Here is a 24310-nt window from a genome sequence, read left to right on the forward strand (position 1 = left end):
ATCCATCTCTCCGCAGGCGGCAGCATGGATTGCTTCACGGAGCCTGTCATCGGGCGGCGCTACGCGCCGACCCGTTGGCTCGCAATGACGCGTTTGGCATCATTTCGCAATGGCTATTTCTTGGCATAGGACACGCCCATGCCGGCGCGCACGTCGGCCTGGATGCCGTAGGGCGCGATCGGATAGCGCAGGCCGTTCCTGGCGAGTTGCTTCATGCCGGCGATCGCCTTGGCAAGATCGGCGGGCGGCAGCGCCATCAGCATCTCCTCGTCAGGCACGCCGCCATAGCGCCGTTCGGCGAAACATGGCAGCGACAGCGACGGCTCGCGCGTCCTCAGTGCCCGCCCCCAGGAATCCGCGCACGCTGTCTCGCCGACCACGCTCCATTCGAACTTCTTGTAGCCGGTATATTGCAGCCCGTTGATCAGGATGATCATCTGCCCCGGCGTCGCATAGACGAGGCAGATGTCGGGCGGATTGAGTCGGCCGCTCGCCAGCGGGCTCGCCGCAAAGGCCTGGTATCGGCCATAGGGCACTACATCCAGCGCTTCCTGCCGCTTGCGCGCGTCCTCCGCGGTGCCGTGCCACACCCCGACGTAGGATTCGCCCGCGAGCCATTTCTCATCTTGCGGCGCGAGTCCGATCACGGCGCGGCACTGCGCGCCGACCAGATCGTCGGCGGTGACGCCGACCGTCCAGCCGAGCCGCGAGGCCATGCTGACGATCTGGTCGGTGGTGTGGACGGCCGTCGGGCGCCGGATCTTGGGGATCGCCATCATGTCCTCGACCCGCTCGAACAGCTTCAGGCCGATCACGGTCGTCTTCAGCCTGAGCAGGCTGTTGAGATCGGCCACCATCGCGGCGGGATCGAATTGTTCCGGCGGTATCTGCTGTTGCATGGCGTGAGTTCCCGGGATCTTTTTGCCGCAACCTTAGCCCGATCGGCAGCCGGCTGCGACCCGGGAACTCCCACCAGCATTGCCGCGGGCGGCGTTGTCCTCCTGTGAGGACGGCGCGACAGTTTTCGCCGTGAGATACCGGGTATTTAATTTGACTTTAATTTTTATTTAAATGATGTTAATTTCGTATTTAAACGGCGTTTTATTCGTTGGGACACATGGGGGCCGCAGGCACCCGAATTGCCGCGACGTCAATCCGATTACACGTGGTCCGATTGAATACGAAGACAAAGGCGTCATACATGCGCCAGCCGATTGATACTGCACCAAGGGACGGCAAGGACATCTGGGTCGAGAGTGCGACCGGGGCCTTTGATATCGCGCACTGGTCATCCGAGACGGGCGAATGGGTCTGGAAAAGTGGACATCCGATCAATATAGCGCCCACGCATTGGTATCCGATAACTGAGGATGTGTTTCTAGAGGACGAGCAGTCGAGCGGCCCATTAGGTCGGACGGGTCGAAGGTTGACGTCTTTGATCGCTGTAATCCTCGTTGCGGCCGCAATCGTCGGTGTATTCGATGCATTCAGCGAACGCGCGGCCTCCGAAACGACCGAAGGCTGGCGCGCCGCCGAACTCAATCTGAAGCCAGAGGTCGCGACTGCTTGGCAAGGCCGCATTCAGCGCGAAACAGCGGCCCTCATGCAGGATACTGACGCTTCTCGGCCCGTGCTGTTGGCCGGCACGGTCCAGCGTCGCCAAGCGCTCGAAGACGAGATTTCACACAAGGACGCCGCGGCGGGCGAGCTCGCGGCGGCCACGTCCGCCGACTTGCGGCAGTCACTGCACCAGGAACGCGAAAGATCCGCCGCACTGGCGGCCGAACTCGCGAAAGTCCGCGGCGACCTGGAGGCGATGCTGGCACTGTCGAGCAAGTTCCAGGACGACGCGGTGCAGCGCTGGGAGGCAGCGGAAATTGCAGCGGAGGAGCTGCGGCAGTCGCTACGCCAGGAACAGGCCCGCGCCACCACGCTCGCGAACGAACTGAGCGGAAGGCGCAGCGAGACCGAGACCCGGGACGTCGAGACGCGCAAGGCGGACGATGCGGCTGCGCAACCGAGACAGGCGACCGAAGGAGAGATCGCGGAACTGCGGCAGTCGCTGGAGCAGGAGCGGGAAAGGACTGCAGCCCTTACCCGGGAGGTCGGCGCGGCGCGCCAGGCGATGACGGCGAGTGCCGAGCAGCAGAGCCGCGCGCTCGACGAGGCAAAGATGCGTGCCGCGGCGCTCGCGAGCGAACTCGCCGGAGCGCGCAGCGAGATCGAGAGCCAGACCGCGCAGCCAAAGGCGCTTGATGAAGCTGTACAGCAGAAGCAGGCGGCTGAGGCCACCATCGCGGAGCTGCGGCAGTCGCTGCAACAGGAGCGGGAAAAAACCGCCGCCCTTGTGAGAGAGGCCGAGACCGCGCACGCGGCAATGGCAAGCGCCGAGCAACAGTCTCGCGCGCTCGAGGAGGCGCAGGCCCGCGCGACGGCGCTCACAAACGAACTTTCCGGAACGCGCCGCGAGATCGAGGCCCGGGACATGCAGTCGCGCAAGGCGAACGACGAAGCCGCCCGGCAGAGACAGGCGGCGGAGCGAGAGATCGCCGAACTGCGGCAGCTGCTGCAGCGGGAGCGGAGCAGAACCGAAGCCATGGCCCGGGAGCTTGCATCCGTACGGCGGCCCATCGATGAGCGCGTGACCGTGGAGCGCGCAATTGAAGGCCCGATCGTGCCGGCGACACAGACCGTGGCTGCGGCGGTTACGGAGCCGCCGACAGCCGCAGACCAGGACAAGGCGGAGGCGGCCCGACTGATCGCGCGCGCCAGCGCATTGCTCGGCCAGGGCAATATCGGCGCGGCGCGGATCGTGCTTGAGCGCGCCGCCGAGAACGACAATGCGCAGGCAAGCTTCATGCTCGCGGAGACATATGATCCCGCCATCTTGTCTGCCTGGGGCACCTATGGAACGCGCGGCGAAGCGGCCAAGGCGCGAGAGCTTTACGCGAAGGCACACCGTGGCGGTATTCGCGAGGCCAAGGATCGGCTCGACGCGCTATCCCGGTGAGAGGACAGGTTTGTTGCGTCCAACATGATGACACTGGCTGCCGCAGTTGATGATCGAGAGGGGGACTGACATGAACACGCTGCCAAGGTCACGCTCGTTGCTCCTGCTCGCCGCACTGCTGCCCCTCGCCATGATGCTTCAGCCGGCTGAGGTGGAAGCACAGACCGCGCAACCCTCCAAGGGCAACGCACAGGCGGTTCGACGCTCCCTGCCGCAGGAGACCGAAAAGGAGCGGATGAATGCCTGGACCGTTGGGCTCGCCGGCGGCTTGCTGGAGGGCGCGCCGATTCGCCTGGCCGCGGAAATGGCCCGCGTCGTCGATGATGGCGCAAACCTGCATCTGCTGCCGATCGTCACCCGGGGCGCCACGGAAAATCTGAACTCGCTGCTCTATCTGCGCGGCGTCGACACGGCAATCATCAATTCCGACGCGCTCGAAGAGTACAGGATTCAAGTGCCGCAGATCCGGAGCCGCATCACCTACCTGCTCAATCTCTTCCCGTCCGAGCTGCATGTTTTCGTCCGACCGGAAATTGCAAGCCTGCAGGATCTCGCCGGCAAGAAAGTGAACTTCAACACCCAGGGCACGGCAGCCGCCTATTCAGGACCGCTGATCTTCAGCCGTCTTGGCGTCGAGGTCGAGAAGACGTTCATTCCCCATCAGGTCGCCCTGGAACAGATGCGCAAGGGTGAGATGGCGGCCGTGGTGTTCATCACGTCCAAACCGGTCGATGCCTTCGTGCGCGGCCGCTGGGAGACGGGATTCAAGTTTCTCCCGATCCAATACGACAGCAAGTTCGAGGATTACTACCTGCCCGCAACGCTGGAGCCGAATGAGTATCCCAATCTGATCAAGCAGGGCGAGCGGGTGTCGACCATCGCGGTGCCGACCGCGCTTGTCGCGTTCAACTGGCCGCCGCAGTCGAATCGTTATCAACGCGTCGCGCGCTTTGTCGACTACCTGTTCTCGCGGATCGACCGCCTGCAGGCGCCGGGTTTTGACCCGAAATGGAAGTCGATCAATCTCGCAGCGACCGTCCCCGGACTGGCCCGCTTCCCGGCCGCGCAGCAATGGCTGGATCGCAGCAAGGCGCGCAGCGCGCAGGCGCCGCCATGAAGGCCGCTGCTGTTCCCGTCGCCGTCACGTTCAAGATCGTTTGCGGCATCGCCTACGCGCAGGGCACGAACGATCCGATGACAAATCTTCGGGCCTGCTCGGTGATGGAGGGAGCGGCCCGGCTGGAATGTCTGGAGGCCCTGTCGCGCAAGATTGCGCCGCCTGGTCGTCCGGCGCCATACGACAACTGGCTGCTCAGCGAAACCACCTCGCCGGTGGATTATTCGCCGATCGTCACCGCCACCACGTTCTCTCGCGGTGGCTCGGATGGCGCCGCAATGCAACTGTCGATCCACTGCCGCAAAGGCCGCACCGAGCTCGCGCTGGCAGGACCGGCGGTCTCACGCAGCGCCGAGGAGTACGCCATCTCCTACCGTGTCAATGCCAATCCACCGGTGCAGCTTGCGGCCGCCTTGTCGTCATTCGGGACCGGTGTCGCCGTCCGGGGCGACGTCGTGCGTTTGCTGCAATCGCTGCCCGAAGACGGCGGCGTTGCAGTCCGTCTGTCGACCCGCACCGGCGCGGCCCAGGAAGGGTATTTCCTGCTCGGCGGATTCAAGATCGTGCGCGAAAAGCTGGCGGCGGCGTGCAAATGGCCACATGCCGTCGCCAGGCCAGGAGACTGATGGTCATGGGACAGGGAGAAGCAGGATGATCGGAAATGGAAATCTGATGATAGCAGCCGTTGCCGGCTTGGCGATGTTGCTCCTGATCGCGCCGACCGCACAGGCGCAACTGGACAATCAGGTGAAGCCGCAAGCGAGCAAGCAGTACCGGATAAGCAAGCAGAAAGAGCCGATCAGGCAGAAGCAGGAGAGCAAGCAGGACCAGGCGGGCAAGCAGAAACTGGCGCTGGTGACAAAGCCCGCCGAGGTCGCCGGGAAGAAGCCGCATCAACTGCTCCTGCAGGTCAATTCCAACGAACCCGCGATGATGAATCTCGCGTTGAACAATGCGACCAACGTTGCGCAATACTATCGCAATCTCGGTGAAGACGTGTCGATCGAGGTTGTCACCTTTGGCCCCGGCCTTCACATGCTGCGCGATGACACCTCTCCGGTGAAAGCGCGCATCGAGGCGCTTGCGATGAGCAATCCGGAAATCTCCTTCAAAGCCTGCGGTAACACCCAGGCAAACATGAGTAAGGCGGAGAATAAAGACATCAGCCTCATTCCACAGGCGACGATTGTAAAATCCGGCGTCGTCCGCGTCATCGAGCTGCAGGAGCAGGGCTGGAGCTACGTCAAATTGTGAGACGTCGCTCCGCTCTGTGCCATCGGGCTTATAAGTACACTATCTAGTTCGTTGACGGCCCCGGCAGCAGCTCGTCGGTTCGGCCGACGGCGCGATAGGCAACGAGGCCCATCCACTCGCGCACTGCAAGATCGGTCCGCGACAATCCATCGAGCGCGCTGTTGGTAAACCAGAAGACGTCGTTGCCTGTCCCGACCCGCCAGTCGACAGGATAGGGCTCGACCGGAAAACCCACTTTCCGAAACAGCCCGATTGATCGCGGCATGTGGAACGCCGACGTCACCAGGAGCCAGCGCTCGCCTGGTCTCGGCGCCACCAGCGCCTTGGAGAATTCGGCATTCTCCCAGGTGTTGCGCGATTGCCGCTCGATGATGAGCCGCGATTTTGCGACACCGAGGCTTTCGAAGATTTCCGCGACGAAATCAGCCTCCTTGGCGTCATTGGAAATCAGGTTGGCGCTGCCGCCGGAAAACACCACGCGCGCATTCGGATATTTCCGTGCGAGCTCGGCCGCGGCGATGATGCGGTCCGCCGCGTTGCGCACGATCGGGGTGTCATGCGCGACCGAAAGATCGGCATCGACCGAGCCGCCGAGCACGACGATGCCATCCGGGATCCCTTCCGTTGGATTCCACGGCGGAAAGCGCGTCTCCAGCGGGTAGAGCAGCAGGTTTCCAAGCGGCGAGAAGCCGGCCACGACAAGCAGCGCGATGACCGCGATCAGAAGCTTGCGGCCAAGCGCGGCAAACCGCGTCGCGAGCAGGATCGCGCCGAGCACGCCGATGCCGATCAGGAAATTGCCCGGCAACAGCATGACCCCGAGCGTCTTCGACAGCACAAAAAACACCCGCGGCGGCCTCCGATCCGATCAAGCTGGGGAGCGCCTTAGCAGCAAATCCAGGAGCAGGCCATCTCGGCCGGACTCGAATCGCTGAACGAGATTGCGAGCGTCACCGCCTCAGTGCACGAGTTCACGCCAATTGCCTTTCATGGCGCGTCGTACATGCTCATGCCCTAATGATCTCCGCCGGATGTGATCCGGCAACGATTGATCTGACCGCAAAAGCCCATTCTAAATGGGACGCACCTCACGCATGACATGCCCGGTCGAGACATCCCATGACACACCATCATCTGCCCGCCAGCCCGGAGACCTGCCACTGGGGCTTCTTCGAAGCAAAGCTCAAGCCGGTGCTTGCGATCAAGAGCGGCGACGAGGTCACCATCGATACCGTCAGCGGCGGCCCCGACGTGGTGCCTGACCGGGGCAGGTTTCACATCCCGCCCCAGCTTGCCGAAATCCATGCGAGGTCCGAGCGGATGCTGCCGGGTCATATCCTCACCGGCCCGGTCGCGGTGGAGGGTGCCGAGCCGGGCGACGTGCTGGAGGTCGATATCCTCGATGTCGGGCTACGGCAGGACTGGGGCTATAATCTGATCCGTCCGCTCTCCGGCACCCTGCCCGACGATTTTCACGAACCGCGCATCCTCAACATCCCGCTGGATCGCGAGCGGATGGTCGGCCGCCTGCCCTGGGGATTGGAGCTGCCGCTCAAACCCTTCTTCGGCGTGATGGGCGTGGCGCCGCCGCCGGCCTGGGGCCGCATCACCTCGCTGATCCCGCGCGCGATGGGCGGCAATCTCGACAACAAGGAGCTCGGCCCGGGCGCAAAACTCTATTTGCCGGTGTTCGTGCCCGGCGCGCTGTTCTCCTGCGGCGATGGGCACGGCGTGCAGGGCGACGGCGAGGTCTGCGTCACCGCGATCGAGACCGCACTGCAGGGCCGCTTCAAATTGACGCTGCGCAAGGACCTGCGGCTCAATTATCCCCGCGCCGAGACCGCCGATCACTACATGACGATGGCGATGGACCCGGATCTCGACCAATGCGTGGTGCGGGCGCTGCGCGACATGATCGCTCTGCTCGGGGAGAAGCGGAATCTGTCGCGCGAGGATGCCTACACGCTGTGCAGCCTCGCAGCCGATCTGCGGGTAACGCAAACCGTGAACGGCTCGAAAGGCATTCATTGCATGATCGCAAAGGCCATCGTCCACGGCTGAGCGAGGTGTCATTCCGGGGCGATGCGCAGCATCGAACCCGGAATCTCGAGATTCCGGGTCTGGTCCTCCGGACCATCCCGGAATGACCGGCGCCAAGAGGAATGACCGATTGCCGCACTTGTGCTGTGCGAGCCCTGCTCGATACAATCTCCCAAACCAAAACAAGGCCACAGGGAGAGACATGCTCAAGGAAAGGCTATCGCCGGCGGAAGAAGCCGCGCGCGAACAGGAAATGCGGGACGAGCTCGCCGCCTGCCCGCGCATCCTCGATCTGATCGCCCGCGGTCCGCTCGGCGATCCCAATGCGGAAGGCGTCATCTACCTGCGCTCGCCGCTCGATCTCAATCCCGTGATCCTCTCGAACGATCAGCTCATGGGCTCCATCAAGGCCGCGGAAAACGTCTTCCGCCGTGAGGGCATCGGCAAGGAAGACACCATCGCGATCCTGCTGCCGAGCTGCCCCGCCGCGATCGCAGCGATCTGGGGCGCGGCGGCGTGCGGCATCGCCGAGCCGCTCAACCTCCTGTTCACGCGCGAGGCCATCATCGCCCAGCTCAATGCGGTGCAGGCAAAACTGCTGCTGGCGCCGCCCCCGGGCATGCCGGGCGGGCTCTACGAGAAGATCGAGGGCCTGCAGCGCGACGTACCTTCGCTCAAGCGCATCGTGATCGTGCCGCTCGACGGCACCATCTCCTTCGACGGAGAGGTCCTTAAGCCCGATCCGGCCTGGCGCGACGATTACGGCCGGTCGAAGGACTTCTCCGAAGCCGACCGCGTCGCGGTGATGCTGCCGACCGGCGGCACCACCGGCCATCCCAAGGTGGCGCGGCTCACCAACCGCGCCATGGTCGCCTCCACGGTCTCCTCGCGGATGGCGCTGGACTTCCGAAAGGGCGAACGCTGCACGATCACGCTGCCGCTGTTCCATGTCGGCGGCCTGTTCTGCACCGCCGCCAACAGCCTGTCGGCCGGCGCGACCATGTTCATCCCCGGCCCTGCCGGCGCGCGCGATCCGGCGCTGATCACGAATTTCTGGAAGATCGTCGAGAAATACCGCGTCAACATCAACGGCAACGTGCCGACGGCGCTCGGCGCCATCGCCGGTGTCCCGGTCGGCGATGCCGACATCTCGTCCCTGCGCGTGACCGCTACGGGCGCCTCAATCTGCCCGCTGGAGATCGAACGCCGCTATCTTGCGGCCTGGGGCGGGCCCTGCATCCAGCAGCTCTACGGCATGACCGAGCTCGCCGGCGCCATCACCCACGATGTTCACGGCATCAAGCCGCGGCCCGAAGCCGTCGGCACCTGCAATCCGCTGGTCGAGCTTGCGATCCTCGCTGACGGCAAGCTGCACACTGGCCCATGGCCTTCTCCGGTCGGCGAACTGCTGACGCGCGGGCCACAGGTGTTCGCCGGCTATGTCGACAAGAAGCAGACCGAGGATGCCTTCCACGACGGCTGGCTGCGCACCGGCGACATCTGCCGGATCGATGCCGACGGCTTCGTCTACATCATGGGCCGCGCCAAGGACGTCATCATCCGCGGCGGCCACAACATCGATCCGCGCTCGATCGAGGATGCGGCGCTGCAGTTTCCGGGCGTCGCGCTCGCCGCGGCGGTGGGGCGCCCCGACGCCTATGCGGGCGAAGTGCCGATGCTGTTCGTCTCGACCCAGCCCGGCGTCCAGGTCGATGCGCAGGCGCTCGCCGCCTTCGTGCAGGAGAACATCCCCGAGCCGCCGGCGCGGCCGCGCGCGGTCTCGGTGATCCCTGAAATGCCGGTGACGCCGGTCGGCAAGATCTTCAAGCCGAAGCTGCGCGAGATCGCCGCCGGAGATGCCGCGCGCGAGTTGCTCGCCGCGCAGGGCCTCGCCAAGGAGGTGAACGTGGAAGCGATCACCGATCCCTCGCGCGGGCTCTATCTTCGGGTCAACGCCCCGCCCGACAAGGCGGAGGCGGCTGGCCGGCTGTTGCAGAAATTCCCGGTCAAGGTCGAGGTCGAGGCGGCCTCAGCCTCATAGCTTCGAGCGCAGCATCAGCCTGGCAACGAACATGACGCTGGTCTTTCCGACCAGCGCCGTCCCGCTCACCTGCGCGGTGTCGGGCGAATAGAGGCCGGTGAAGCCGCAGGTCACATCGCGTCCGCCGAACAGCGGCAATACGCCGACGGACCTGGTGTGCTCGCTGGTGGTCAGCTCGCCGCGCCATTTGCCGTGATCGGCGCTGTAGGAGCCTGAGTAGTAGAAGTACGAATCTCCGCCCGCGATCCTGCCATCGTGCAGCACGATGACGCCGCTGGCACGGCCCTGCCCGCCCTCGGTCATCTCGATCTGAATGGTGTAGAGCCCGTTCGTTACCGTCATCGCGCCCGAATTTTCCCGGCGCATCATCGTCGGCCCGGGCCGGCAGAAGCAATCCCATAAATCGGCGAATCCGTTGCGCGTTTCGCCGCGCCCTCAGCGCCTGCCGACTGGGCAACGAACAGCGGCGGCGCGCGTTATCCCCAAGGGCGAAATCTTCTTTCTGATGAATTTCCAACAGGATAACGCTCGAAAAGCGAATCAATTTGACTCGCCGGTGCAAAACTAAATAGAGTCTGAATAGATACTTTTCTGTACACGCGTAAAAGGCTAGCGTTTTGGCATGGCCACGGAGAAAGCCGAGACCGATCGCATTCCCGTCACTTTGGCGCTCTCGACCATCGCTTACATGGAGAAGCTGGTGAGACAGGGCACCCACGGCACCAGCGTCCCCGGCGTCGCCCGGACCCTGATCGAGGAAGGCATCCGCCTCGCGATCAAGGATGGGCTGTTGTCGATCCGCGACAACGGTAAGCCGTGAAGCGAGGCGTCAGACGGTCTGGCCGAGGCGTGGTCAAGCCAATCCGGACACTACTGTCCGGCAACCTGGGACCATCGCCATGACCGCCATCCTATCGATCTGGACCCCCGAGCGTGTCGAACAGCTGAAGCGCTGCTTCGATGCCGGATTGACCTGCCGCCAGATCGCCGCCGACATCGGCGTCAGCCGCAACGCCGTGATCGGCAAGCTCTCCCGCCTCAACCTGACACGGGAGCCGCGCGACGACGCAGCGCGGCCGGCGCGAAAGGCCTCGCCCCGCTCGCCGCGGGCAAGGACGGTGCGGCATCAGATCCGGTTGCTGCACGCCGAATACGGCGAGGCGCCACCGGAGGCGCCGATCGCGAACGGCCATTGCTGCTCCCTGCTCGAGCTCGACGAGCAGCGCTGCCGCTGGCCGGTCGAGACGCCTGATGCCACGGATTTCCGCTTCTGCGGCAACCGGCCGGTCGACGGCCTGCCCTATTGCGCGGGGCACGCCCGGCTCGCCTATCAGCCCGGCACTCGCCCGCGCGCGGCGCGCGGGTAATTTTCAGCCGAGCCGCCAGCCGACATCCGCCTTGATGCGCTCGAGGAATTCCGGCGTGTAGGCCAGTTCCGGCGTCTGCCGCACGCGCTCGTCGAGCACATGGGCGTCCTCGCCGACCAGGATGCGCCAGCGATCGGCCTTGACGCCGTCGAGGATGATCTTTGCCGCAGCGGCCGCCGTGGTCGGCGCGTCATCGTGGAACGTCCGCGCCCGGTCGAGCGCGGCCTGCTGGATCTGTTCGTCCGACATCGCGTCGACATCGAGGCCTGCGCCTTTCATGCGCTGGCGCGCCTGCAGGATTTCCTGCTCGGTGAGCCGGTCGGACTCCGAGCCGCTCTGCACCTTGCGTGTGTTGGAAACGATCGACGTACCGATATGGCCGGGCATCACCACCGAGCACTTGATGTGCGGCGCGTTCAGCCGGAGATCGTTGATCAGCGCCTCGGTGAATCCCTTCACCGCGAATTTCGCCGCGCTGTAGGCGGTGTGCGACACGCCCAAGCCGACGCTCGCCCAGAACCCGTTGACGCTGGAGGTGTTGACGATATGGCCCTCGTCCGCCTTCACCAGGAGCGGCAGGAAGGTGCGCACGCCGAGATAGACGCCGCCCCAGCAGATGTTGAAGGTGCGCTCCCACTGCTCGCGCGTATTGGTGAACAGGCTGCCACCGCCGCCGATGCCGGCATTGTTGATCAAGAGGTGGATTCTGTCGGTCGCCTGCTGCTCGATCACCTCGTCGCGAAAGCGCTTGAAGTGATCCTCGATCGAGACGTCGGCAACATGCGTGGTGACGCGCAATCCCTGCGGCAGCTTCTCGGTTTCGCACAGCCGCTTCGTCTCGGCCATCGCCTCGAGCGAGACGTCGCACATCGCGACGTTGCATCCTTCCGCCACGAGCTGCCGCGCCAGCTCGCGCCCCATGCCTGTCCCGCCGCCCGTGATCACGGCAATCTTCCCGGCAAATTCCTTCATTGGAGACGCTTCCCTTTTCGTTGGTTGTTATGCGTCCCATTCCACGAGGCGGAAATCGACGCCCGGCGCTCGCTGTGCCGATGACGACGAGACTAGCCAATGCCAGAGCCGCGATCCAGTTGCGACGCTTCGCCACCTAGCCGCCTCGAAATCAGTTTCAGCCACGGCGCCAGATGGAAGGCACTCATCAGTGCGTACATCGGCACCATTCCCCCGAACGGTGACGTGGCCTGCGAGCAGAGCATCTCAGGCGCGCCGCTGACTGCGCCGGTGAGCAGCGCCATGATCGCGAAGGTCGGCGCGGCGGCGAGCGACAGCCAGTCGGCCGCGGAGATCTTGGTTGTGAGGCTCGAACGCTGGGATGGCGAAACCTCGTTCGCCGCCGCAACGTCGAGCTTTGGGCGATGCGTCGTCATCATCATCCCTCGACGCCGGATTCGTCCGTCGCGTGGCTTGGGCCGACCGTCAGCACCGTGACGACGGCCTCGGCCCACTCCACCGTGGCGGTGAGGAATGTTGGGGAAAGGATTGTCCAGTCGACCATGGCTCGCCTCCTTTTGCCTCCTCGCTGCGTACTGGTCTGTAACGGTGAGGTAGACTAGGACGGGGCGCTGAAGGGGTGAGAGTGACAAGTGTGACGGGATTCCGATGGACTCGCTGATCACGGCCGCCGCGCGTGCGCTCGCGATGGGCGATCCTCTCGGCGCATTGAACCGCGTTGCGCTGCGCGAGGATGCAGCCGCGCTGGCGCTTCGTGGCATCGCGATGGCGCAGCTCGGCGATTTCATCCGCGCCAAGGCCCTGCTGCGCAGCGCGGCGCGCGCCTTCGGTCCGAAGGAGGCGGTGGCGCGCGCCAGATGCGTCGTCGCGGAGGCCGAGATCGCGCTGGCTTCGCGCGACCTCGGCTTCCCAGCCAAGGCGCTCGATGCCGCGCGGGCGACGCTGGAAGCGCACAGCGATTTCGTCAACGCCGCGCATGCGCGCTATCTCGAGATCCGGCGCCTGCTCCTGATCGGACGCCTGGATGAGGCCGAGCGCAGGCTTGCCGACCTTGATCCCTCGCCGTTCCCGCCGGCCTCGCGGGCCGCACATGAATTGGTCCTGGCGGGCATCGCGATGCGCCGCCTCCGGACCAAACCGGCCCGTGCCGCGCTGGCGCGCGCCGAGGCTGCGGCGCGGCAGGCACGTATCCCCGCGCTGACGGCTGAGGTCGAAAGCGCGGCCCTGCTGCTCGGCGCGCCCGCGGCGCGCCTCATTGCACGCGGCGAGGAGCGCCCGCTCCTGCTCGATGAAGTGGAAGCGTTGCTGGCCTCGAAGTCGCTGATCGTGGATGCCTGCCGCTACGTGATGCGTGAGAGGGACACGACGGTCTCGCTCGCCACGCGTCCGGTTCTGTTCGCGCTCGCCCGCGCGCTTGCCGAAGCCTGGCCGAACGATGTGACCAGGGAGACGCTGATTGCGCAGGCCTTCCGCGGCAAGCATGCCGATGAATCGCATCGCGCCCGGTTGCGGGTCGAGATCGGGCGGCTTCGCAGGATGCTGCGCACGCTCGCCGACGTCAGCGCCACCAAACAAGGCTTCGCGCTGGTGCCACGCCACGCACGCGACATCGTCGTGCTGGCGCGCCCGGTCGAAGAGGACCACGCCGAGGTGCTCGCCTTTCTCGCCGACGGCGAGTCGTGGTCGAGCTCGGCACTGGCGCTCGCGCTCGGCGCCAGTCAGCGCACCGTGCAGCGGGCGCTCGACGAGCTCGCGACGAAAGACAAGGTGCAGTCGTTCGGCCGCGGGCGCGCGCGCCGCTGGATGACGCCGCCGCTGCCCGGATTCGCGACGACCTTGTTACTCACCGCGCCGCTGCCGGGTGGCTAGGGTGCCTCCACTTTCGAACAGCGAGGAGGAAAGCATGATTACATCAGCAGCCGAAATCATCCGCGAATATGGCCCATTCCCGGGCGTTGACCACGTTCACGGGTTGACCTTCGACGGCAAGCTCGTCTGGTTCGCGTCCGGCGACCGGATCAACGCCATGGATCCGGCGAGCGGGGACACGGTGCGCGCGATCGAGGTTCCTGCGCATGCGGGAACGGCGTTCGACGGCCAGCATCTGTTTCAGATCGCCGAGGATACCATCCAGAAGATCGATCCGAAGAGCGGCCGTGTGCTCGCCACGATCCCCTCACCCGGCGGCGGCGGAGACTCAGGGCTGGCCTGGGCTGAAGGCACGCTCTGGGTCGGGCAGTACCGGGAGCGGAAGATCCACCAGATCGATCCGCAAACCGGCGCGATCCTCCGCACCATCCAATCCAACCGCTTCGTCACCGGCGTCACCTGGATCGATGGCGAGCTCTGGCACGGCACCTGGGAAGGCGACGAAGGCGATCTGACCCGAATTGATCCCAAGACCGGGGAAGCCCTGGAGCGTCTGCAGTTACCGCCCGGCGTCAGCGTCTCAGGACTGGAATCCGACGGACGCGATCAATTCTTCTGCGGCGGCGGCAACAGCGGCAGGGTGCGCGCCGTCCGCCGGCCGAAGCGAAGCTCACGGTAGGAGACAGGCAACTCCCGACACGTCGTCTGCCAGCTCAGTCGACGTGTCCGCCTCCTGTTCGCTGCACCGGTCCGACGAGAAGCTGGTGGAGGTGGGGTGACAAATGCAACATCCGAGCACGGCCCACGGCGGGATTGCTACGGATCCTTGGTGCCGTTTTTTTTCACGCTGATATTGCCATCGGGTTCAATGTAGGCCTCGGCGACTTCGCTTGGACTCGTCACGCCCTCTTCGCGCAATTTGCTCATGAGCTCGTCCATGGTGACGAGTTCTTGTCGCAAGTGGCCGCGCAGCACCCGTCCGTCCTTGATCAGCATCAGCGGTGTGGGCCGAAGCAGCCGCTCCATGGCCGGAGAATGATATTCGAGCCAATCGATCATGAAATTCCAGAAGATGATGGTGGAGACGAGAACAATGCCCTCGGTGATCGAGCGATACTCGCCCGCCATCCCGTTCTGCGCTGCATCGGCCAAGAGGACGACGAGAAGCACGTCCGATATGCTCAGCCCGCCAGCCTGGCGTTTCAGCACGAAGCGCATGAGCACGAAGATGACGAGATACATGATGGTGCCACGCACGAACATCTCCAGCACCGAATGCGTGGGAAGAAAAACCTCATCCCACCCTTTGCTGAACTCGAACAAGGCCACCTCCCTTGACTAAAGGTCCAACCGCTCCGTCTCGACCAAATGTCATCGATGTGTTCAGTCCTGCTGCTCCGGCTTGAGGGACGCATCCACGTCACGGGCTGCTTTGAACCTTGAACCGTCCGCGGCGACCTATTTCCGAGAGGCAATGGATGGAGGCCGTCATGACGTACTGGCGCGATACCATGGTCGACCAGCCCGAACGCGATAGTGCGGCGTACGTCACCGGATGGACGATCAGCGGGCTGGCCGTGCTCGGTACCATCATTGGCGTCTGGGTGCTGGGTATCTAGGCCGCAAATACGTCGCCTGGAAAGATCGCCGGAACGATTGGATTTAAACCACAATCTCTAGTCCCGCCGGTAACGGCTCAAAGCCTCAATTTTTGACCGGCCGACAAAGCACCTGATGGATCCGGTCTCCGGCGCCGATCCGCTACGGCAAGCCGTTAAAGTCGCCTTCGTCACGACGGTTCGATGGAGCCGAAGCGGGCGATTGCACGCCCCGCCGCCCCGTTTCCGTGGCTTGCGCAAGCTTAAGCCATTCCTCCGAAAGCCGATGCCATTGTTCTTTCTCAACAGGCCCAACAGCCGTGGCGGCCTGCTGACGGCATTGCTCAGCCTGCTTGCGGAATCTATTTGCGTCATCTGCCATGATTGGAGACGCCCTGCTGCAATCTTCGTTCCTGAGCGCTGCGGTCCACGATGACGCACCCTGATGCTTGCTGATTTCGATGAGGCAGAAAAGGCTGCGCATTGGTGCGGCCTTCGGATGATTTGCGACCGCGCCCTTCAGCCGAGCGCGATCAAGCTGAACTCTCGTAATCGAACCCGGACCGAGAGCAAACCAGTTCTGGCTCAAAGGGTGTCCGGCGTCTTCAGCTCATGCTGTATCTGCTCTTCCTTGAGCTGGCGCTCCGCCTCGTACCAGAAGCGCTCTTCTTCACCTTCGGGACTTCCGGCCGCTTCCCACAGTCGATAGGCGCGCGCTCGGATAGCCTGTTCTTCCACCTTCATTTGCCCAGCTCCTTCCGGACCGTGGCGGCATTGTTGCCGACCTTGTCGACAGCCTTCTGTAGCTGCTCTCTCGTTACCCCGAGTTCTCTGGTCCAGTACTTGACCTCGAAATCCTCGTGCATGTTGATCTTCGAGCGGTCGCGTTGATCCCTCTTGGTCAGATTATCCATGGCGTTTCCTCTCCCTGCGGATAGAACGCGACAGCTCATTGCATGTTCCCGGTAGGCGGTGATCGCCTTGTTCGCCAGCATCAACTGACGCCGCTCGCCCCGCTTGATCAGCGCCTCGATCGTATCCAGCAGGATGACTGCAGACATGTCTGGCTGACCCAGCTCGCCGGTCTTTTCGAGATAGGTCCAGGCGATGAAGAACGAGTTGTCGACGAGTGAACGTATCGACTCCATAGGCTGCAAAACCCAACCCGCGCGGACGCGTTCCACCGCTTGCGGCTGATCGTCTCCAATCTTGATAACCGCTCCCTCTGCCGCCAACCGGGCGATATCGAGCCGTAACGAGCCCGGAAGAATGCTGGTGCGGACAACTGCGACAACGTCTACGTCGAGCCCGATCACCTCACGCTACGTCACCGGCGCAACGAGGCTGGGTCGGGTCAGAAACCGCGGTTTTTGCCGGGGCCCGCGCCGGATCCCCGATGCGGGCAAAGTACTCGAACCTTATCTAGTTAAATCATTTAATCGGTTAATAGTGGTATTTAACCGGTCCGTTTAATATTCGACCGGACAGGGGGAAGTCAGATGAAGATCGGCTTTGGCACCATGCGCCCCGCCAAGCATGGACTTGCAGCCATCTCCGACGGCCCACTTCCGAAAGGTAATGGATGGGACGCCCCATCGAAGGAAGCCCGCCATTGGCGACGGGCTCAGGTTTAGGGAGGCGCGTCTGAGGACGCCGTTTCAGTCTAGAGCGAGTCGCGCTTGCATCTTGTGTTGCAATTCACACACATGCACAGGAATTCGCGGCTACCGGCCAACCTGCCATGCATCGCGGCTCACATCGTCCCTTGTCCTACGCTGCTGAGCCCAAGCGGTTTGGGAGTTCGCGACTTGCATCGGAAACCCATCCCCGCGCGGGTCGCGGCGTGCCGACGGCGCGGGCCAAGCTGCTCGTCTGGAACAGCCGCCCAACTGTTCCGTGGGCTGGTGGATCAGTTGCTGACCTGACCAACCGCAGAACCTCGGCAATGTCAGATATGCGGGACGGAGACCGTATTCTCAGCAAATACTCTCGATCTTCTGCTTTGCACTCCGTTTTCCATTTCGGCATCGGCAACGATCTTACGAAGCGAAACGAGGCTCGACATTTTTTCTCTGAGCATGGTGTCATCCAACGCAAGTTGCTCGCGAAGCTCTTTAATCGTACGTGATGAAGTGCGCATCGAAAACCGCCCTCCTGCGAAGGGGGCCAAGCATTCATTTATCGGGAAAAATAGGCAATAAACTGGGTTATAAGTACGAAGAGGAACAATTAGATTCGAACATGGACCTCAGCTTTGTGCCCGAGCCGGGGCTTCGGCCGTGCATGGAGGCTGCCGGCGGCCCTCCCGTCCCGAGTGCAGGTGTGGAGGAACGAAGCAGTCGCTCAAGCGTACTTCGATCCGATCAATTGTGCGCAAAGGTTCCGCGAGCGGAGTGAAGACTTTCTTCAGACCGCCAGAACCGGAAAATTTTTTGGGAGATCATCCATGGCCAAGGAGCCGCTCACGGTAGACGCGGGCAATGTTCCCGAAACGCTTTGTGTAGGAAAAATCAATTTGGCTTCGGGTCCTGGGCCGCTCATGACGCTTACATTTACAAACGTTCGACCAAAGGCAGGTCCTTTATTCGATTCCAACAGGATTGAGCACGAAAGCGTCGTGCGTGCCCGCATTGTCACGACGTTGGACAATTTGATTGCCTTGCGAGATCTATTGAACACTTCGATACGACAAACGCCGGCTTCGTCCGCCAGCAGCGAGGCGCTCAACATCCATTGATGGGTTAAGGGCAACGGGACCGAGCCACCACGCGCGCGGCTGACCGCATTGCCGATTGTCTTGCGGCACGGGCCGCTGGCGAAAGACCCCCGATGGTCGCTTCACCTCACATCAACATGGGAAAATTCGGCATCCATGGCATAAAATGTGTTTTATTTAACTAAAGTTAATCTTTTGATTTTTCAACGTGATATTTAGTATTTAATGCACAGTCGGATTTCAGGGAGAAGTCAGATGAAGATCGGCTTTGGCATCGCCGCCGCGATTTTGGCCCTCGCTCTGACGACGGGCACCCCGCCTGTGCAAGCCTGCAATGAGAAGGGAAATTGTGCGAACGCGCCTGGCCAGACCAGGGGAGCGCCCGGCCCGATCGCCGGCGCAGGCCTCCCGATCCTTGCCATCGGCTACGGCGTCTACTGGCTGGTCAAGCGGCGGCGCAAGTACGATTGACATTCGGCACAATGAGGCGAGGTCGCGCACCACACGAGCGCCTCCAAGATGGCGTGCATCCTCCCTGTTTGAGGCGCCTTAGAGCGTTTTCGAGCGAAGTGGACACCGGTTCGCGTGAAGAAAACGCATCAAAACAAGAATCTGGAGCTTCGGTTCTGATTCAATCAGAACCGAAAATGCTCTAGCCACGAGGGAGCCGACTCGTCCGACGCATCCGGAACTTTGTTCTCGGTCGGAGAACCACGGGAATTAGAACAATCCCAAATGAGCTGGCACGTCGCCTTGCGCGAAGCGGCGTTCGCAGCTAATGGAACGGCATCGGAGCGTGGCGCAGCCCGGTTAGCGCACTAGTCTGGGAGACTAGGGGTCGAAGGTTCAAATCCTTTCGCTCCGACCAATTTTCGACCGACGGATCGAAAAGTTCCGGCGCCCTACCCCTCCTTGAGCGCCGAATCCAGCATTTCGCGGCAGTTGATCAGGTCCTCGAGGGCCCGCTGCAGGCGTTCGCGGTCGGCGGCGGGGATGCCGCGGGCGGGCGCTGCGGCGGCCGTGGGCTGGGCGGCCGGGGCTTGCCGGCCCTTGAAGGGTGCGAGGATGCCGTCCTCGTCGGGGTCGACGAAGCGGTAGTCGATCTCGATGGCGTTGCCGTCATCATAATCTTCGTCCTCGGCATCGGTATCGAGGCCGGCGGCCTCTTCGTCATCAGGTTCCCGCAGGCTTTGGCCGATCGCCTCCTCGACGGCGCCGAAGGAGATCGCCGCGCTCTGGTCGGCGATCGCCTGGACCGACTTAATGCCATGCTCCTTCAGGATCCGCTGCACGCCGCGGATCGTATAGCCCTCGCCATACAGCAGGCGGCGGATGCCCTTGAGTAGGTCGACATCGTCAGGGCGATAGTAGCGGCGGCCGCCGCTACGCTTCATCGGCTTGATCTGCGCGAACCGCGTCTCCCAGAAGCGCAACACATGCTGGGGGATGTCGAGCTCGTCGGCTACCTCGCTGATGGTACGGAATGCATCGGGCGCCTTCTCCAAATGCCCGCTCCCTCTCCTGGGGCATGATCCGCACGGATGCGCTCGCGATAACGCCACGCGTTTGCGCGGAGATCATGCTCGAACAACGATAGCGCGGGATGACGATTCGAAGAAACGTCATCACGCCCAAGAAGGAATTATCCGCTCTTGCTTTCGGCGTTGCCGTTGGTCGGCCCGTGATTGCCGTTGATCCGTTGCTTCAGGATCGCCGACGGCTTGAACACCATCACCCGCCGCGGCGAGATCGGCACTTCGGTGCCGGTCTTCGGGTTACGCCCGATACGCTGGCCCTTTTTTCGTACCATGAAGGAGCCGAAGGACGACAATTTCACCGTTTCGCCCTTTTCCAGGCAATCGGTGATTTCCTTCAGGACGAGTTCGACGAACGCCGAAGATTCAGTGCGGGACAGCCCCACCTTCTGGTAGACCGCCTCGCATAAATCGACTCGTGTGACTGTTTTACCGGTTCCGGTCATCGCCTGCCCCGCACTCTCGGCGAACAAATTTGTCCCCTGAAATTAGGAGGTTAGCAGGCGATGGTCAACAGTGGCGATAATGCAGCAGCCTGCCCAAAATCGTCAGAGACGTGTCTTTTTTGATTGCGTGCGTCACCAGCGAACGAGCGCCGAGCCCCAGGTGAAGCCGCCGCCCATCGCTTCGAACAGGACAAGATCGCCCTTCTTGACGCGTCCATCCTTCACCGCGACGGAAAGCGCCAAGGGAATCGATGCTGCGGAGGTGTTGCCATGGCGATCGACCGTCAGCACCACCTTCTGCGGCGCAATATGAAGCTTGTGCGCTGAAGCATCGATGATCCGCTTGTTGGCCTGGTGAGGGATGAACCAGTCGATGTCCTCGGCGGTGGTGCCGGTGGCATTGAATGCGTCGACGATCACGTCGGTGATCATGCCGACCGCATGCTTGAACACTTCGCGGCCTTCCATCCTGAGATGGCCGACCGTCCGCGTCGACCCGGGACCGCCGTCTACGAACAGCTTCGCCTTGTGGCGGCCGTCGGAACGCAGATGCGTCGTCAGCACGCCGCGGTCGGACGATTTGCCGGGCTGTTCCTGCGCTTCCAGCACCACCGCGCCGGCGCCGTCGCCGAACAGCACGCAGGTGCCGCGGTCGCTCCAGTCGAGGATGCGCGAGAAGGTTTCGGCGCCGATCACCAGCGCCCGTTTGTAGGCGCCGGTCCGCAGGAAATTGTCCGCCGTCGCCAGCGCGAAGACGAAGCCGGAGCACACCGCCTGCAGGTCGAACGCCGCGCCATGGGTGATGCCGAGCCCGTTCTGCACTGCGACCGCGGTTGCCGGAAACGTATTGTCCGGCGTCGAGGTCGCGAGCACGATCAGGTCGATATCCTGCGCATCGAGGCCGGCATCCGCCAACGCCGCGCGCGCGGCATTGATGCCGAGATGGGAGGTGAACTCCCCTTCGGCGGCGATGTGCCGCTCCCTGATCCCGGTGCGCTGCACGATCCATTCGTCCGACGTATCAACCCGGGTCGCCAGTTCGGCATTGGTCAGCACCCGCTCCGGCAAATAAGAGCCGCAGCCGAGCACGACCGATCGTATCGCAGTCACGAGACAGCCTCCTGCGCGGTCTGCGCTGAGGCCAGCGCGCTGCCGTCGCGGTTGAGCATCTGATTGATCTTGGTGAGGAGATCGTAGTGGGCCATCTCATAGCCAACATCGACGGCATAGGCAAAGCCTTCGGAATTGATGCCGCCGTGACTTTTCACCACCAGGCCCTTCAGGCCCAGCAGCACCCCGCCATTGGACTTGTTGGGGTCCATCTTGTTGCGCAGCGCCTGGAAGGCGCCGCGGGCAAAGAGATAGCCGATCCGCGACAACAGGCTTCGCGACATGGCGTTGCGCAGGAATTCGGACATCTGCCGCGCGGTGCCCTCGGCCGCCTTGAGCGCGATGTTGCCGGAGAAGCCCTCGGTGACGATGACGTCGGTCAGGCCCTTGCCGATGCCGTCGCCCTCGACGAAGCCGACATAATTGAGCTGCGGCAGGTTCATCGCCCTGAGCAGTTCGGCCGCCTCGCGGATCTCCTCGTGTCCCTTCATCTCCTCGACGCCGATGTTGAGCAGGCCCACTGTCGGCCGCTCGATGTTGAACAGCACGCTCGCCATCGCGCTGCCCATCACCGCGAGCGCCACCAGATGGTGCGCATCGCCGCCGATGGACGCGCCGAGGTCGAGCACGACGGAATCGCCGCGCAGGGTCGGCCACACCGCCGCGATCGCCGGGCGATCGATCCCCGGCAGCGTGCGCAGGTTGAACCGCGCCATCGCCATCAGCGCGCCGGTGTTGCCGGCGGAAACCGCAACGTCGGCCTGGCCGTGCTTCACCGCGTCGATCGCAAGCCACATTGACGAGGTCTTGCGGCCTCGCCTGAGCGCCTGGCTCGGCTTGTCGTCCATGCTGACGGCGACGTTGGTATGGATAACGCGCGAGGCCGCCTTCAGTGCGGGATGCCGGGCGAGTTCCGGCTCGATCAGCTTGCTGTCGCCGAACAGCAGGAATTCGGTATCGGGATGCCTGGCCAACGAAATCGCCGCGCCGGGGACGACGACCGATGCGCCGACATCGCCACCCATGGCGTCAAGCGCGATTCGAACCTTTTGAGGCATGAACGTCCCGGAAACCTGCTCTCTGGCCGCCTTGAAGCAGACCGGCCACCCGTTTGAAAGCCACCGCCGTCAGCGATGTCTATCGCAATCGGCGATGTCCACCGCGGTCGCGATGCCCGGCCGGAGGCAACGGTGCGCCCGGCCGGGCCGCGACAATAACCTGTCCCCGTTCTGACACAACCTCTTCACCATGCTTTACCGGCCGGTCGAGGGTTGCGGGAATACAGCGGCCCACCCGCATTATACCTCAAGTAATTCAATACGTTGCCTCGAATTCATGAGATTCGGACGGATCCGCTTCGCGCGATGGTTCGCCCTCACAATCCACTTGAGCCGGGGCCTATGTCCCATTGGATTTCCCTTTCGGCTTCTTTCCCGCGGGCGTTTTCGGCGCGGCCTGCAGCGCCTTCAGCGCGGCAAACGGGTGGTCCTCGGGGTCGGCGGCCTCGACCACCGGCTCGAACACGGCATCCTCCTTGCGAGGATAGGGATCAATCCCCAGGAACAGCGCGTCGGTTGCCAGCCGGCCAAGATCGATCGTGCCGTTCTCGATCGGCTCCGGCGGGTCCGGCATCTCGGCGTCGCTGCGTTCGGCCTCCTCCGCCAGCGCCGCCATCTGCGGGATCTGCTCCGGCGGCGCGAAGATCAGGTCGATCTCCTCGTCGATGTCGTTCTCGATCTCCTCGAGCGTCACGACGCAGGTCTGTCCGACCCGGGCGCGCACCGAGCCCGCAACATGGAAGCGGCCCCCGCTCTTTGGCGTGACGTCAAACGACGCTTGCGCCGAAAGGACCTCGCGCAAGCCAGCGGTATCGGCGAGCGCCTGGCGCTGGCGTGGGTCGGCCTCGATGTCGCGGTGCAGGCCGGTCTCCGGCACCTGCGCCACCGCAACCAGCGCGCGCCAAGGATCACGCGGAGGATGCGGTCTCTCTGTCTCGGTTGTCCTGTTCATTGGTCCGTGCCCACCTCGTCCGGCATCGGAAATTTCCACGATCCGCCCGACAGCGCCGTCGCGTCGAGTTCGTCCAGCACGGCTGCCACGCGCTCGGCATAGGCTGCGAGCCGCCGGGCCTTCTCGATGTCCTTGCCATCAAAGATATTCTTGCAAAATGCGTTTGCCAGCGCCTCCCGCCCATCAGTGAGCGCAAGGTCGTAGGCCACGGAGCGGCCGTAGAAAGCCTCGCCGAACGCCTTCATCCGCTTCGGCACCGTGAGATCGCCGACCCCCATTTCGCGCAGATTGTCGTCCATATCCTCGCAAAAGCGGTCGAACAGCGCCTGCGACAGCCCCGAATCACCATCGACTGCCCGCAAGCTCCGCAGCACCAGCCACAAATGCATCAGCAGCAGGTCGAAACGGCCGTTAACCGTATCGGCTATGGCGAACTCCCGGTAAAACACCGGTTCTCGCGCCTGCGTCACGATCATGCCATAGATGGTCTCGATGGTGCCGCGCGGGGGTAGCCGGGGTTTCTTGAAGTGATTGAACGGCCAAAGCATTGTGGGTTCCGCCCGCGGGCCCAAGGCGCCCGCCTCTGTTGCAATCCTCAGCCGTGCCCGGTACGTCAACGCCTCGCGCGACGCAAGGGGACGGATCAGTTCCACCAATGACGAAAGCCAATCAGACCAGCCCACGCGTGTCCTTCTCACGCGGCGTGCTAGCGCGCTGCCGCGCCGCGGCGGCCATCGGCCTCGTCTGCGCGCTGCTGGCCGCCTGCACCGGCGAACAATTCCAGAAGGGCTACATCCTGCCGCAGGGCGCGCTGGAGCAGATCCCGATCGGCGCGAGCCAGGACCAGGTGCTGATCGTGATGGGCACGCCCTCCACTGTCGCCACCCTGGACGGTGAGGTGTTCTATTACATCTCCCAGCGCACCGAGCGCCCGGTCGCCTTCATGAACCAGCGGGTGGTCGACCAGCGCGTGATCGCGGTTTATTTCGACAAGAACCGCTCCGTCCGCCGCATCGCCAATTACGGCCTGCAGGACGGCAAGATCTTCGACTTCGTCAGCCGCACCACGCCGACCTCGGGCCAGGAGCTCAGCTACCTGACGCCGCTGTTCAAGCTCTTGAGCTTCAACTAACCACAGCGTTTTCGAGCGAAGTGGATACCGGTTCGCATGAAGAAAACGCGTCAAAACAAGAGTCCACGGCTGCGCCAAGTCGCCGCTTAACTC

The 24310-nt window shown here is 63.4% G+C and carries 31 protein-coding genes and 1 tRNA gene; 15 read left to right on the top strand and 17 right to left on the bottom strand.

The annotated features are described in order from the left end of the window. Window positions 1-113: 113 nt before the first annotated feature. Window positions 114-899: a DUF169 domain-containing protein gene (locus tag I6F35_RS09085; RefSeq protein WP_225117313.1), complete on the bottom strand. Its 786-nt coding sequence runs from the start codon at window positions 897-899 to the stop codon at window positions 114-116. Window positions 900-1201: 302 nt separating this feature from the next. On the opposite strand from I6F35_RS09085, the gene I6F35_RS09090 reads away from it, so the two are divergent. The 4 genes from I6F35_RS09090 (at window position 1202) to I6F35_RS09105 (ending at window position 5381) form a co-directional block, all read left to right on the top strand. Continuing rightward, complete coding sequence (locus I6F35_RS09090) at window positions 1202-3010, top strand: hypothetical protein (protein ID WP_225117314.1); 1809 nt, start codon at window positions 1202-1204, stop codon at window positions 3008-3010. A 70-nt stretch (window positions 3011-3080) separates the two neighbouring features. Beyond that, window positions 3081-4127, top strand: coding sequence for a TAXI family TRAP transporter solute-binding subunit (locus I6F35_RS09095; protein ID WP_225117315.1), 1047 nt, complete (start codon window positions 3081-3083; stop codon window positions 4125-4127). Next, entirely contained in the window at window positions 4124-4753 is a 630-nt protein-coding gene (locus I6F35_RS09100) for a hypothetical protein (protein WP_225117316.1), read from the top strand. Before I6F35_RS09095 ends, I6F35_RS09100 begins: the two co-directional genes overlap by 4 nt. Window positions 4754-4802: 49 nt before the next feature. Beyond that, entirely contained in the window at window positions 4803-5381 is a 579-nt protein-coding gene (locus I6F35_RS09105) for a DsrE family protein (RefSeq protein ID WP_225117511.1), read from the top strand. A gap of 43 nt (window positions 5382-5424) precedes the next feature. Here the strand turns inward: I6F35_RS09105 and I6F35_RS09110 are convergent, their stop codons facing one another. Further along, window positions 5425-6228, bottom strand: a complete 804-nt coding sequence (locus tag I6F35_RS09110; RefSeq protein ID WP_225117317.1) for a YdcF family protein — start codon at window positions 6226-6228, stop codon at window positions 5425-5427. Window positions 6229-6500: 272 nt separating this feature from the next. On the opposite strand from I6F35_RS09110, the gene I6F35_RS09115 reads away from it, so the two are divergent. Both I6F35_RS09115 and I6F35_RS09120 read left to right on the top strand, forming a co-directional pair. Then, entirely contained in the window at window positions 6501-7442 is a 942-nt protein-coding gene (locus tag I6F35_RS09115) for an acetamidase/formamidase family protein (protein ID WP_225117318.1), read from the top strand. Window positions 7443-7623: 181 nt separating this feature from the next. Continuing rightward, a complete protein-coding gene (locus tag I6F35_RS09120) occupies window positions 7624-9462 on the top strand; it encodes an AMP-binding protein (protein ID WP_225117319.1) in 1839 nt (612 codons plus the stop codon). Here the strand turns inward: I6F35_RS09120 and I6F35_RS09125 are convergent. Beyond that, the gene (locus I6F35_RS09125; protein WP_225117320.1) at window positions 9457-9804 is read right to left on the bottom strand and encodes a GrlR family regulatory protein; all 348 of its coding nucleotides are present in this window, start codon (window positions 9802-9804) and stop codon (window positions 9457-9459) included. The genes I6F35_RS09120 and I6F35_RS09125 overlap by 6 nt on opposite strands. A gap of 280 nt (window positions 9805-10084) precedes the next feature. Here I6F35_RS09125 and I6F35_RS09130 point away from each other — a divergent pair, with 280 nt between their 5' ends. Together I6F35_RS09130 and I6F35_RS09135 are read left to right on the top strand one after the other, a co-directional pair. Continuing rightward, window positions 10085-10282, top strand: coding sequence for a hypothetical protein (locus I6F35_RS09130; protein ID WP_027580595.1), 198 nt, complete (start codon window positions 10085-10087; stop codon window positions 10280-10282). A 79-nt stretch (window positions 10283-10361) separates the two neighbouring features. Next, window positions 10362-10829 carry a GcrA family cell cycle regulator gene (locus tag I6F35_RS09135; RefSeq protein WP_225117321.1) on the top strand — a complete coding sequence of 156 codons (468 nt, stop codon included), beginning with the start codon at window positions 10362-10364 and terminating at the stop codon, window positions 10827-10829. Window positions 10830-10832: 3 nt separating this feature from the next. Here the strand turns inward: I6F35_RS09135 and I6F35_RS09140 are convergent, their stop codons facing one another. From I6F35_RS09140 to I6F35_RS40135, 3 genes are all read right to left on the bottom strand, one after another. Next, on the bottom strand, window positions 10833-11801 hold the full coding sequence (locus I6F35_RS09140; RefSeq protein ID WP_225117322.1) for an SDR family NAD(P)-dependent oxidoreductase: 969 nt from the start codon (window positions 11799-11801) through the stop codon (window positions 10833-10835). A gap of 92 nt (window positions 11802-11893) precedes the next feature. Then, window positions 11894-12217: a hypothetical protein gene (locus I6F35_RS09145; RefSeq protein ID WP_225117323.1), complete on the bottom strand. Its 324-nt coding sequence runs from the start codon at window positions 12215-12217 to the stop codon at window positions 11894-11896. A gap of 2 nt (window positions 12218-12219) precedes the next feature. Further along, window positions 12220-12345, bottom strand: coding sequence for a hypothetical protein (locus tag I6F35_RS40135; RefSeq protein WP_275945447.1), 126 nt, complete (start codon window positions 12343-12345; stop codon window positions 12220-12222). Between the two features lie 104 nt (window positions 12346-12449). On the opposite strand from I6F35_RS40135, the gene I6F35_RS09150 reads away from it, so the two are divergent. After that, a complete protein-coding gene (locus tag I6F35_RS09150) occupies window positions 12450-13670 on the top strand; it encodes a helix-turn-helix domain-containing protein (RefSeq protein ID WP_225117324.1) in 1221 nt (406 codons plus the stop codon). Between the two features lie 34 nt (window positions 13671-13704). Then, on the top strand, window positions 13705-14349 hold the full coding sequence (locus I6F35_RS09155) for a glutamine cyclotransferase (RefSeq protein WP_225117325.1): 645 nt from the start codon (window positions 13705-13707) through the stop codon (window positions 14347-14349). A gap of 137 nt (window positions 14350-14486) precedes the next feature. Here the strand turns inward: I6F35_RS09155 and I6F35_RS09160 are convergent, their stop codons facing one another. Beyond that, the gene (locus tag I6F35_RS09160; protein ID WP_225117326.1) at window positions 14487-14993 is read right to left on the bottom strand and encodes a YetF domain-containing protein; all 507 of its coding nucleotides are present in this window, start codon (window positions 14991-14993) and stop codon (window positions 14487-14489) included. A 167-nt stretch (window positions 14994-15160) separates the two neighbouring features. Between I6F35_RS09160 and I6F35_RS40140 the strand changes: the two genes are divergently transcribed. Beyond that, window positions 15161-15289: a hypothetical protein gene (locus I6F35_RS40140; RefSeq protein ID WP_275945448.1), complete on the top strand. Its 129-nt coding sequence runs from the start codon at window positions 15161-15163 to the stop codon at window positions 15287-15289. A 142-nt stretch (window positions 15290-15431) separates the two neighbouring features. Here the strand turns inward: I6F35_RS40140 and I6F35_RS09165 are convergent, their stop codons facing one another. From I6F35_RS09165 to I6F35_RS09185, 4 genes are all read right to left on the bottom strand, one after another. Beyond that, window positions 15432-15857, bottom strand: coding sequence for a hypothetical protein (locus tag I6F35_RS09165; protein WP_225117327.1), 426 nt, complete (start codon window positions 15855-15857; stop codon window positions 15432-15434). After that, window positions 15854-16012 carry a DUF2934 domain-containing protein gene (locus tag I6F35_RS09170; protein WP_225117328.1) on the bottom strand — a complete coding sequence of 53 codons (159 nt, stop codon included), beginning with the start codon at window positions 16010-16012 and terminating at the stop codon, window positions 15854-15856. The genes I6F35_RS09165 and I6F35_RS09170 overlap by 4 nt, the downstream gene beginning before the upstream one ends. Further along, window positions 16009-16182, bottom strand: a complete 174-nt coding sequence (locus I6F35_RS09175; RefSeq protein ID WP_225117512.1) for a DUF3606 domain-containing protein — start codon at window positions 16180-16182, stop codon at window positions 16009-16011. Before I6F35_RS09175 ends, I6F35_RS09170 begins: the two co-directional genes overlap by 4 nt. Before the next feature lie 1034 nt (window positions 16183-17216). Continuing rightward, the gene (locus I6F35_RS09185; RefSeq protein WP_225117329.1) at window positions 17217-17408 is read right to left on the bottom strand and encodes a hypothetical protein; all 192 of its coding nucleotides are present in this window, start codon (window positions 17406-17408) and stop codon (window positions 17217-17219) included. Between the two features lie 306 nt (window positions 17409-17714). On the opposite strand from I6F35_RS09185, the gene I6F35_RS09190 reads away from it, so the two are divergent. From I6F35_RS09190 to I6F35_RS09200, 3 genes are all read left to right on the top strand, one after another. Next, window positions 17715-18005 carry a hypothetical protein gene (locus I6F35_RS09190; protein WP_225117330.1) on the top strand — a complete coding sequence of 97 codons (291 nt, stop codon included), beginning with the start codon at window positions 17715-17717 and terminating at the stop codon, window positions 18003-18005. 234 nt (window positions 18006-18239) lie between these two features. Next, entirely contained in the window at window positions 18240-18455 is a 216-nt protein-coding gene (locus I6F35_RS09195) for a hypothetical protein (RefSeq protein ID WP_225117331.1), read from the top strand. 319 nt (window positions 18456-18774) lie between these two features. Further along, window positions 18775-18852: transfer RNA gene (locus I6F35_RS09200), tRNA-Pro, on the top strand. Window positions 18853-18886: 34 nt separating this feature from the next. Here the strand turns inward: I6F35_RS09200 and I6F35_RS09205 are convergent. From I6F35_RS09205 to I6F35_RS09230, 6 genes are all read right to left on the bottom strand, one after another. After that, a complete protein-coding gene (locus tag I6F35_RS09205) occupies window positions 18887-19489 on the bottom strand; it encodes a MerR family transcriptional regulator (protein ID WP_225117332.1) in 603 nt (200 codons plus the stop codon). 137 nt (window positions 19490-19626) lie between these two features. After that, entirely contained in the window at window positions 19627-19965 is a 339-nt protein-coding gene (locus tag I6F35_RS09210) for an integration host factor subunit alpha (RefSeq protein ID WP_225117333.1), read from the bottom strand. Between the two features lie 132 nt (window positions 19966-20097). Further along, complete coding sequence (locus I6F35_RS09215; RefSeq protein ID WP_225117334.1) at window positions 20098-21075, bottom strand: beta-ketoacyl-ACP synthase III; 978 nt, start codon at window positions 21073-21075, stop codon at window positions 20098-20100. Continuing rightward, complete coding sequence (gene plsX / locus I6F35_RS09220) at window positions 21072-22133, bottom strand: phosphate acyltransferase PlsX (protein WP_225117335.1); 1062 nt, start codon at window positions 22131-22133, stop codon at window positions 21072-21074. Before plsX ends, I6F35_RS09215 begins: the two co-directional genes overlap by 4 nt. A gap of 340 nt (window positions 22134-22473) precedes the next feature. Then, window positions 22474-23085 (bottom strand): DUF177 domain-containing protein, encoded by a 612-nt coding sequence (locus tag I6F35_RS09225; protein ID WP_225117336.1) that lies wholly within the window; start codon window positions 23083-23085, stop codon window positions 22474-22476. Next, window positions 23082-23633, bottom strand: coding sequence for a ubiquinol-cytochrome C chaperone family protein (locus I6F35_RS09230; RefSeq protein WP_225117513.1), 552 nt, complete (start codon window positions 23631-23633; stop codon window positions 23082-23084). The genes I6F35_RS09225 and I6F35_RS09230 overlap by 4 nt, the downstream gene beginning before the upstream one ends. A gap of 107 nt (window positions 23634-23740) precedes the next feature. On the opposite strand from I6F35_RS09230, the gene I6F35_RS09235 reads away from it, so the two are divergent. Further along, window positions 23741-24217: an outer membrane protein assembly factor BamE gene (locus I6F35_RS09235; protein WP_225117337.1), complete on the top strand. Its 477-nt coding sequence runs from the start codon at window positions 23741-23743 to the stop codon at window positions 24215-24217. Window positions 24218-24310 lie beyond the last annotated feature (93 nt).

Origin of the sequence: Bradyrhizobium sp. BRP22, from assembly GCF_020194175.1 — a bacterium.
Lineage (GTDB): Bacteria > Pseudomonadota > Alphaproteobacteria > Rhizobiales > Xanthobacteraceae > Bradyrhizobium.